Origin of the sequence: uncultured Abyssibacter sp. (genome assembly GCF_964000955.1) — a bacterium.
Taxonomy (GTDB): domain Bacteria; phylum Pseudomonadota; class Gammaproteobacteria; order Nevskiales; family OUC007; genus Abyssibacter.
Genome location: NZ_CAXFCL010000063.1, coordinates 1 through 9,881, shown reverse-complemented (window position 1 = coordinate 9,881; position 9,881 = coordinate 1). Strand labels below are relative to the sequence as shown.

9 protein-coding genes and 1 pseudogene are annotated in these 9,881 nt (G+C 63.3%); 1 reads left to right on the top strand and 9 read right to left on the bottom strand.

Translation table 11 applies throughout. The features are described from left to right. From ABNS06_RS03180 to ABNS06_RS03145, 8 genes are all read right to left on the bottom strand, one after another. Positions 1 to 482: DNA-formamidopyrimidine glycosylase family protein (locus ABNS06_RS03180; RefSeq protein ID WP_348672521.1), on the bottom strand; the 482-nt coding region annotated here is incomplete at its 3' end. Between the two features lie 52 nt (positions 483 to 534). Continuing rightward, positions 535 to 3,342, bottom strand: coding sequence for a hypothetical protein (locus ABNS06_RS03175; protein WP_348672520.1), 2,808 nt, complete (start codon positions 3,340 to 3,342; stop codon positions 535 to 537). 131 nt (positions 3,343 to 3,473) lie between these two features. Further along, positions 3,474 to 4,796: a tetratricopeptide repeat protein gene (locus ABNS06_RS03170; protein WP_348672519.1), complete on the bottom strand. Its 1,323-nt coding sequence runs from the start codon at positions 4,794 to 4,796 to the stop codon at positions 3,474 to 3,476. A 12-nt stretch (positions 4,797 to 4,808) separates the two neighbouring features. Then, on the bottom strand, positions 4,809 to 5,423 hold the full coding sequence (locus ABNS06_RS03165) for an energy transducer TonB (protein WP_348672518.1): 615 nt from the start codon (positions 5,421 to 5,423) through the stop codon (positions 4,809 to 4,811). Between the two features lie 15 nt (positions 5,424 to 5,438). Further along, the gene (locus ABNS06_RS03160) at positions 5,439 to 5,852 is read right to left on the bottom strand and encodes a biopolymer transporter ExbD (protein ID WP_348672517.1); all 414 of its coding nucleotides are present in this window, start codon (positions 5,850 to 5,852) and stop codon (positions 5,439 to 5,441) included. Positions 5,853 to 5,867: 15 nt separating this feature from the next. Further along, positions 5,868 to 6,395 (bottom strand): MotA/TolQ/ExbB proton channel family protein, encoded by a 528-nt coding sequence (locus ABNS06_RS03155; protein WP_348672516.1) that lies wholly within the window; start codon positions 6,393 to 6,395, stop codon positions 5,868 to 5,870. Positions 6,396 to 6,414: 19 nt separating this feature from the next. Continuing rightward, complete coding sequence (locus ABNS06_RS03150; RefSeq protein WP_348672515.1) at positions 6,415 to 7,782, bottom strand: MotA/TolQ/ExbB proton channel family protein; 1,368 nt, start codon at positions 7,780 to 7,782, stop codon at positions 6,415 to 6,417. Further along, on the bottom strand, positions 7,782 to 8,570 hold the full coding sequence (locus tag ABNS06_RS03145; RefSeq protein ID WP_348672514.1) for a DUF3450 domain-containing protein: 789 nt from the start codon (positions 8,568 to 8,570) through the stop codon (positions 7,782 to 7,784). Before ABNS06_RS03145 ends, ABNS06_RS03150 begins: the two co-directional genes overlap by 1 nt. 83 nt (positions 8,571 to 8,653) lie before the next feature. On the opposite strand from ABNS06_RS03145, the gene ABNS06_RS03140 reads away from it, so the two are divergent. Further along, on the top strand, positions 8,654 to 8,899 hold the full coding sequence (locus tag ABNS06_RS03140) for a hypothetical protein (RefSeq protein ID WP_348672513.1): 246 nt from the start codon (positions 8,654 to 8,656) through the stop codon (positions 8,897 to 8,899). An 18-nt stretch (positions 8,900 to 8,917) separates the two neighbouring features. On the opposite strand, the pseudogene ABNS06_RS03135 reads toward ABNS06_RS03140, so the two are convergent. Further along, positions 8,918 to 9,881 (bottom strand): annotated as a pseudogene (locus tag ABNS06_RS03135) (hypothetical protein); the annotation flags it as partial.

The following is a 9,881-nucleotide window of genomic DNA, read 5'->3' as shown; positions in this document are numbered from 1 at the left end:
TCGGTCAGCGCGCGCTTGAGCGTGTGCCGCTGTTCGCGCAACCGCCCCGAGAAAGATTCGAAATCCGAATCGAAGACTTCGAGCCCACCGCGATGCGCGTCCAGCGCCTCCGCCTCGCTGGCGAACAGGTGAATTGATGCGCGCCGCTTCTTGCCGGATTCGACCAGCTGCAGACTACCCGTGTCGAACTCGAAGGCCGCCAGTCCGCTGCCCTTGGGCAGCCTTGACCCGGTAGGCTTCCAGTGCAGGCGGCCCAGCAGCATCAGGAGGATCACCGCGCTGAATCCACCATCGAACACCAGCACCAGACGCTTGCCGGCCCTCGCCGTACGGATCAGCGTTTGTCCTGCGAACTCGGCCGGAGACGGCTCCACCGTCCGCAACACGAACGGACTGCCCAGCCGCAGCGCGGACAGGCGTTGATTCAGGGCCCTGGGCTCGAGGCACTCCAGGTAAACCGTGAGGTCCGGGTATTCCGGCATGCCTGCGCCCGCCGCGAATGTCCGTCAACGATACCCCGGAACCCGTCCCCGCTCAGAGCCTCGGCGCCGCTCCGCGCCGACGCCACAGGCCAAGCACCAGCCATGGCAGGAGCCACATCCAGCCCAATGCTCCGCCCGCACCACCCGACGGCCCGACATCGGGCGGCTCAACGACGTCTCCGTCCGGGAAGGTGTAGCGCCAGATGCCGCGACCGAAGGTGGCAGCGAACAGCTCGTACTCCGCGCCAGGACGCAAACGCAGGTAGTTCACCGGCACATTTGGCAGCCCGGTGCCCAGCGGGGCCCACTCACTGCCGTCCAGATCGCTGGAAATGAAGGCACCGATATCCGTCCCGATGATGAGCTGACCATTGCGGATGACGACCGTATCCGCCTCGACGCGCGGAAGGTTGCCGGAGATATCGACAAAGGTCTCGCCGGCATCGATCGACTTGAACACGTTGCCGGTGCCGAGATTCGGATTGGTGTCCAGGTAATGCCCCGGCGGGATGATATTGGCGACATAGCCGGCGATGGTGACGTAGACCACCTCCGGATGCTCGGGATCGAAATCGATGCCGGTGATCTTGCGATTGTCCAGCCCCGCTGCCTCGGTGAAGTGCCAGCCATCGCTGGTCCCGGCCAGCGCCGGCGCATCCCCTGCGACATTCGTGGCGATGCCGTTCTGGAATGGCAGGGTATCGCCAGTGTGACCACAGCTGCCGCAGAACCCGGCATAGGTGTAGTCGCCAATGGTTCGCAGGGATGTGGTGGTGTTCGGCGCACCGGTCACGCTGTTGTTGCCCAGATTGAACACCTCGATCCAGCCACCGCTGGTCACGGTCTGGGCCTCGAGGGTTTCGAAGATTTCCTGCGCCGCCGTCACCATGTGCTGTGCATCCAGCGGGTCCATGACGAACCAGTTGGCGAAGTTCACCTCGGTATAAGGCGGCGCGATGCTGCTGGAACTCTGGCCACGATTGGTCGTGCGACGCAGCCCGCCGTTCTGGGACTCCGTGTAGCTGATGTCGGAGTTGTCGGGATCGACCTCCGCGTAGAACCCGTCCGCGCCGAAGTCCATGATCTGCTCACGGGTGTCCGGTTCGATATGACCGCTGCCGTTGTCCTGAAGCCCCCACCACACGGTCCCGTCCTTCGCGACCGCCAGACCATAGGGCAGCAGGGTGTACATGCCGGTGCTGGCGCCCGTGCCCCAACCGCGGTTGTTCATGCGCTCGCCATCGCCGACGCATTGCTTGTAAACCCCGCCGTCATTGCCGACGAACAGGCAGACACCACCATCGCCGGTGGGAATGTACAGTCCGGCATGCTGGTCGGGATGGGTGGTCGTGGGCGCGGTTATCGCCGAGTACTGACCGATCACCTCGAAATCGGCCGGGCCCAGCTGCAATGCCCCGTTCAGGGGCACGGGCAGACTCTCCGTCCGGTTCTGGAACACCTCCTCCAGGCCGAACGTCATGCGCGTCGGAATGCCGTTGAGCTGTCGCGTGGGGTCAACCTCGACCCATTCGTTGTACCAGGCCTGGACACCGGCCAGAAAACTGAAGCTGCCCGACAGGCCGCCGATCTCGATGGGGTCCGCCATGCGGGTCCAGCTGTCACCAAAATCAGGCGATACATAAAGACCACCGACCGCGGTCGTCAGCGGCAGGCGGGTGACATCGTCCAGTGGCTCGCCCAGCAGCGACAAACCCTCGTTGAAGTTCACCGAGTCCTGCACCAGCGCGTAAACGTAGCCGTGATCCTGTTCCGGCCCGGTCGCCACACCCAGCTCGATGCGCCCGAGACGATCTTCCGGGTGGAAGGCGGTCGGATCCTCGATTCGTTCGGCGGACACGTGCAGACGCTCGAAGCTGCCCGCAGTGCCGTCAACCGAGCGGTACAAGCCATTGCCCACGCCCTGCGGATTGCCATCCTCGAACAGCTTCTGTCCGCTACGCCAACCGACCGCGGCAAGCACCGGACACCCACTGTCGCCGCAGACGATGCCGGTCGCACCACCCGGGTGCTGGACGACCACGTCGGTGACGAAATTCGCGAACTGGCAAACGCTGCCGAATTCCTCCACACCCTCGCAACCCGGCGCCGTTGGCAGACGCAGGTTGGTGAAACTGCGACCGGCGTCATCGGAGCGGAACAGCCCCTTGGTCGACGCCACGTAGACGATATTCGGGTCGGAGGGATCCAGGTCGGCGTTGTAGACCTGCGCACCGTCCGGGAAGCCCGCGGACTGGTGCCACGACGCTCCCAGATCATCGCTCCAGAACGTGCCCAGCCCCATGTACCCGGTATTGCCCATCGCCGACTCGCCGCCCGCGGCGATGAGCGTGCCGCCCCCGGCCGGCGTCCAGACCACCGCACCATTCACCTGGCTGGGCAAGCTGTCGCCCACGGAAACCCAGTGGTCGGCCAGTGTGGTCACATCACCGTCCACGGCCTCGCTCATCCAGATGCCGCCCGTTCCCACCGCCGCGAACAGGCGATGGTTGTCCGGATCATAGGCAAAGTTGTCCACGCGGCCCGCCTGGCGCATGTCGCCATCGATGAGTTCGCCGATGCCATAGGGTTCCCACTGCCCATCAGCGTTGGGGACGACCTTTTGACGATCCAGCAGGGCTTTGCGGGTGGCGACAGCCTGCCTGAAGGCACCCTCGGGGACGGTGCCTCGCGCCCTCAGCAGATCTGCTCGGGCCTGAAGACGCGCAACGCTTGACGCGATGGTCTTGCCGGACGCCGGCGGCGGTGCCGGCCGCTGCATCTGATTGAATTGCATGAGCACGAATACGCCCACGCCGATCCCCACGCCAACGCCCGCCAGCGTCCCTGCCCGCTCCCACATGCCGCTCTCTCCCGAATTCCCCATGACAACCGACAGCGCAGGCGCTGCGGCGGATGATCAGTCCAGCTCGGAGGGCGGTCAGCACAGACCATGCCGCTTTCACGCCCGCCGGGGCGCAAAACGACGTCTGCTCATCGGGATGAGGTCCCGAGATCGATCGCGTCGATGTTGTTCTCGTCGGCTTCCAGCGCCTCGCGGGTGCGCTGCTCCAGCGCCTTCTGGGCTTCTTCGATGGCCCGCAGACGACGAATTTCGGCAAGCGTATGTTCTTCCCACTTCGCGGCCGCCTTGAAGGTGGAGCGGTCCTGCTTGGCGCGGCGGAACGCCTGCAACGCGTCTTCGTAATCCTTGGCGTTGAAGTGGGCCATGCCCAGCAGCAGACGGTTGCCCGCGGCATTCTTCAGGCCGCCCATCTGATCCGCCCGGGCGGCGGCGGCGGCGGCTTGCTTGTACTCACCGGCATTGAAATGCACGCCGGCCAGTCGCGCCATGAAGATGCCGTCACCACTGATCTCGGCGGCGCGGGTCAGCGCGGGGACGGCCTTGTCCCGTTCGTTGGCCTGCGCCCAGGCGTTAGCCAGGGTCTCCAGATTCTTGTTGGTCTCTTCGACCTGTCCGGCCTTGATGGCATCCTCGATGATCCGGCCGGCCTGATAGGGGACTTCCTGTCCGAGCCACATGTAGGCCAGGTTGAGCACCTCGTTCTCGGACTTCAGCGAACCGTGCTGGTAAACGGCGTCGTAAACGGCCAGGCGGTCGGCGTCGCGACCCAGCTCGCTGTACATGCCGGCCAGCTGCTTCATGTAGCCGACGGCGGGGTCGATACTGATCAACTCCTCGTAGACCTCGGCGGTCTTGGCGTAGTCCTTCTTGGCGTAGTAGAGGGCCGCCTTCAGCCGCAGCCAGGATTCCTGGACCGGCTTGCCTTCAGCCTTCTCCAGCGCAATCGCCTTGTCGAGGTTGGTCAGCGCCTTGTCGTAATTCTCCTGCTGGTAATACGCCTGGGCCAGCATGATGTGCGCGGTGGGCGTCGGCTGGTCGATCTCGCTCAGCCACGACTCCATGAACCGGATGCACTGATCGTACTGCTCGGTCTGGAAGTACAACTGGGCAATCGTGTACTTGGCCTGCTGCTTGAGACCATCCGTCGCATCGGGCTCGCGCAATACGTTGCGGTAAGCGGAAATCGCCTCGTTGTACTTTTCCTGGTTCGCGTAGATGAACGCGTAGAAATTCCACAGCTGCGACTTGGCGTAGCTGTTCAGGCGGTCGCTGCCCTTGAGCTTGTCCAGCTCGGCGATGGCTTCGTTGAACCGATTGGCCTCCGCCAGCTCCTGAGCCTTGGTCAGGGCATCGAAGGTTCTCGCATCAATGGCGCCCTGCTGTGCGTGCGCGGCAAATGCGACGCAGCCACCGAGCATGGCGGCGGCAATTCGGAACTTCGTGCGAGACATGGTCATTGCCGGCTACTTCTGCAACTGGAAGGTGATGCGAGTCCGTACGCCATGGCTTTCGATCGGCTCGCCATCAACCACGCGCGGCTTGTACTTGTAGCGGCTCGCCGAGTCGATCGCGGCTCTCTCGAAAATCGAACTGCTCGACTCGACAACCACGGGATCACGCACGGTGCCCGACTTGGTCACGGTGTATTCCAGAATGACGTAACCCTCGAGCCCCCGGCTCATCGCCGCCCGCGGATAGCGCGGCGCCACCTTGACGATCGGCAGATACTCGCCGTCGCTCGCCGACAGGCCCGCGCCGATGCTCAGGTCCAAATCCGTTGCCACTTCACTGGGCGCACCCAGCTGGCCGACCGTCGCGTTGCCGTCGATCTGATCGAAGGCCTGCTCCGGCACTTCCGGCGGCGGGGTGTCATCCAGTTCGGGTTTTTCGGGCTTTTCCACCGAGCGCTGGCGCTGGATCTCCTCGTCGGGCATGACGATGTCCGGCAGCTTGACCACCGGCGACTTGTCCAGTTCGCGGTCGGCGAACTCGATCAGCGACACCATGATCAGGATCAGCGCTGCGGTGATCAGTAACGCCGGTGGAGCAACCAGCAGTGTGCGGATGACGCCCTGCATCGAAGCCTCCGGTGATCAGCGGTTTTCGGTGGCCAGCGACACCTTCTCAGGCGGCACCACCTCGCGGGCCTGATCCAGCACTTCGGTGAAGGTCTTCACCGACGCCAGCTCGTCCGCCTGAATCACGACACCACCTTCGGGATTCTCGGCGTGCAAACGCTCGACATTCGCCCGGACGGAGCGGATGTCCACGCGACGCTGGTCGATCCAGATGCTGTTGTCGTCACGAATCGCGATCAGCACCGACGGATTGTTCTTCTGCTCCGCCGTGTTCGCCTGCGGCCGGTTGACCTCGACACCGGTCTCCTTGACGAAGGTCGCCGTCACGATGAAGAAGATGAGCATGATGAAGACCACGTCGAGCATCGGCGTGAGATCGACATTGCCCTCGTCTTCGGCGTCATCCTGTGACGAAAATGAACGTGCCATCGTTTTAGCCTCCGATCAGTGCACCGGCTCGAGCTGCGCATCCACGCGCGCCCGCCGTTGGCTGATCAACTGATTCAGATAGATGTTGGCGAACAGGCCGGACAGCGCCGCGACCATGCCGGCCATGGTCGGAATGGTCGCGCGCGAAACACCGCCCGCCATGGAACGGGCGTCCCCGCCGCCGGTGATCGACAGAACCGTGAACACCTCGATCATCCCGGTGACGGTGCCGAGCAGGCCGAACATTGGGCACAGCGCGATGAGTATCTTGATCAGGCGCAGGTTCTGTTCGATCTTGACCCGCATCTCCGAGATCAGCTTCACCCGCACGGCGTTCCCGTACCACGAGGATTTGTCCGCCCGCTGGTCCCAGGCCTTGAGCGCATCGCCCAGATCCCGCCTGAAGAAGAACATGCAGTAGGCGAAGCGCTCGAACAGCAGCACCCACATGACGAAGGTCAGCACCGCAATCAGGACCAGGACGATACCGCCCGATCCGAAGAAATTGGCGATGGCCTCCTGGGCGTCGAGTAGCAGCAGCACGAGTCAGTCGCTCCCGAGACTACCGACCGGCGCGTTCGGCCACGATGCCGGCACTCTGCTCTTCCAGCACGTGCAGAATGCGCTTGGCCCGTGCGAACAGCATGGCGTGCAGCAGCATCATCGGGATCGCGACGATCAGACCCAGCACCGTGGTGATCAGCGCGCTGGAGATACCGCCAGCCATGGCCTTGGGATCTCCGGCACCGTAGATCGTGATCGCCTGGAACACGATGATCATCCCGGTCACGGTCCCGAGCAGCCCCATCAGCGGCGCCACCATGGAAATGATCTTGATCATCGGCAACCCGCGATGGATGGCCGGGCGCTCCTTGATGATCGCTTCGCCGAGCTTCAGCTCCAGCGTCTCGACATCGTCGTTGGCATGCTCCTGACCAACCTTCATGATCCGACCCAGCGGATTGCCCTCCGACGCCTCGCCGGACTTGCGCTGCTTGCCCACCTGCGCGGACAGCATCCACAACGCCGCGAAGCGCCACAACGCGATCAGCAAACCGAAGATGCCCACACCGGTGATGACGTAGCCGACCAGCTTGCCCTGGTGCCAGCGCTCGATCGTCGTCGGTGAGTTGATCAGCGCCTTGAGGTAGCCACCGCCCGCCGCTCCGGTCGGGTCAATGCCCACCGGGGTGAAACCGGACTGGGCCGATTGCAGGCTGCGGGCCCCGCCGCCATAACCCTGCGGCTGACGCGGCAGCACCGAAACGGCCTGCGTGCCTTCATCCCACGACAGGTAGTCGCCGTCGGAGACGAGATTGAACAGGCCAATGCGCACGATCTCGCGATCCTGCGTCGTACCGACCTTGGTCGGGTACTTGGCCACCGATGCGGACTCGGTCATCTCACGGTGCAGTTCGAACCAGAGCTGCTCGATCTCTTCCACCGTCGGCAGATCGGTGTCGTCGTTCATCTTCTTGATCAGCTCATCAAGAAACGCCTGACGGCCGGAGAACTGGCTGCTGGTAATGGAGTTGCGCAGCCGCGCGCGAAGATCGCCCGCGGTACCGGTCAGATGACCGAACAACTCCTTCAGCGAGCCCAGGCGCTCGTCACGCTGCGCCCGCTTCTCCTCGACCTTCAGTTCGTTGGAGTTGAAGGTCTTCTCAAGGCTGTCGGACTGGCGTTCCAGTTGAGCGATGCGCTGCTCGGCCTCACGGATCAACCGATCCTGCTCCGCCTTGTCCGCCAGGAACGCCTGCTCGCGCTTGCGGTTTTCCTCCCGCGCCTTCGAACGGCCTTCCTTCACTTCCCTCAGCAGTTCGCGCATGGACAGATCATCGTCCTGCGCCGCCGCCTGCGTGAGGGGTCCCGCGGCGATCACGGCCACTGCGGCAACCGATACCCAGCGTTTCATGGTGCGCTTGGCCATTATTCCGTCTCCGCTGCGACAGGGGCGGGAATGGGCAGGGTCACCAGATCGATGGACGCCTGCTTCTTGGACATCTTGATGCCTTCGCGAATGCTGTTCCGGTAGGTACCGGCATCCAGCTTCTTCCAGGCTTTCTCATCGTGGTTCCACGCCACGGTGGTGGCCGCATCGCGTGTCTGCGCGACCAGGGCGACACGCCCGACGCGAAGCACGTCGACCTCCTTCTCGTCACCATCGATCGTGATGATGTCCTGGTAGGTGTCGATCTTGCGGCCGTAGTCATTCTCGATCTGGTAGGCCTCGAGGACCTGGCGGAACTTCTCCGCCACGTTCAGATCGGGTTTCTGCACGCTGTCCTGCACGAAAGCGATGCGTTCCAGACGCTCGGTCTCATGGAACGGCAAGTCGATTTCGACGAAATCGGTCAGCGCGTCGGTCATCCGGGTGATCAGCGGCAGCATCTGTCGCTCGATCTGCGCAACCTGATCGATCGAGGCATCGAAGCGCGAGATCAGTGCTTCCTGCGTCTCGATCTGGGTCGACAGCTGCTTGTTGTACTGCTCGAGGCCCTCGACCTGCTTCAGCAGCGCGCGGTAGGTGATGAGCTTTTCCTGCTTGGCCTCGACAATGCCGTCGATCTTCTCCTGCGACTTGCGCCCTTCTTCGGCTTTGGCCTTGCCCTCGCTGACCACGCTGTTCAGCGATTGCGCGGACACGCCGAACGCGGCCACACATCCAAGCGCCAACGCGGTCGACCGCAACCAGTCGATCCCGGAGGAATCCTTCATCACTTCTTCCTCATCCAGTTATTGGTTCAGCGCATGCGGCGGGAAGTCACCGTCCACGCAAGTCTCCCGAGTACGCCTCAATCTTGCCGGCGCTCGCCTCCACCACCTACGCGGCCATTTTGGCCAAGCGGTGGAAGCCTGCGAGCCTGACACTCGGGAAGTTAAAAATCCATGAATCCGGTGAGATCAAGAGCCTTGCCGCAGGCGCACCAGTTGCCCCCACCGGCAATCGTTCTTCTCTCATCCGGCCATCATCACCCGCAACGAAAGAAGTGAGGAAAAGCGGCCGCATCCCTGCCAATGCCGCTTTCCCTCACTGGGATCAATGATCTGCTGTCAGATCAAGATCAGAGCGTGCCCGGAAGCGTCCAGCCTTCCCACCACGCGGAGGTGGCATCCGGATCGACCGCGCCGATGTAATCGGTCTGATCGAGGAAGTCCGGAATCGCGGTGCTGTTGCTGTTGCTCGCATTGAAGGCCGCGAAGTCCGTCGGCGTGATGCCGTTGGCAGCGGCCAGCGTGGCGGCGTACAGCGCGTTCAGCGCCGGATCCATCGTGCTCACCGGAGCCGTCTGGATGTTGTTCGTCTGGTTCGTCGCATCGGTCTCGAACGTGGCGGCGTCACAGATGAACTGGTTGATATCCAGCGCAGGCGGGTTGGCCGTGGCGTTCTGCTGAGCGGCCATGCCTTCCACTTCCATGCACACGTCCGGTGTGCCGGCGGTGGCATCGACGTCGATGATGGTGTGGTGGAAGAAGCCACCGGTGCCCGCCTTCAGGCGGAAACCGGCATCTTCCGGGTCACCGTCACAGACGAACGTGGCGTTGGCGATGGTCGGGATCGACAGCGGGGAGGCCGCACCTTCGGTATCGGCTTCGACGCAGTAGTCACCTTCATCCGCAGCCTGCACGGCCAGCAGGTACTGGATGTTGCCGACGTAGCCTTCGTCCCAGTCCAGCGACTCGTCACCGTTGGCCGTCAGTACAACGTACTTGGCGTTCACGGCACCGCCGTAGAACTCGACGCCATCGTCAAAGTTGCCATGCACCTGGATGTACTCGACGGTGGTACCGGAACCCACGCCCACGAAGGAGATACCGTTGATTTCGTTACCGACGGCGAATTCGAAGCCGCCTTCGGCCACGATCACGTAGCGCAGCACGCCACTGTCGTCATCGGGCGTGAAGCCACCGGCGAAACCGGATTCACCTTCCGCGTCGATGTTGCAGGCCGTGCCGGCGGTGCACTGGTTGTGGTTACCGTAGCCGTGCAGGATCAGACCGCCCCATTCCTGGTTGCCGTCGAAGCCT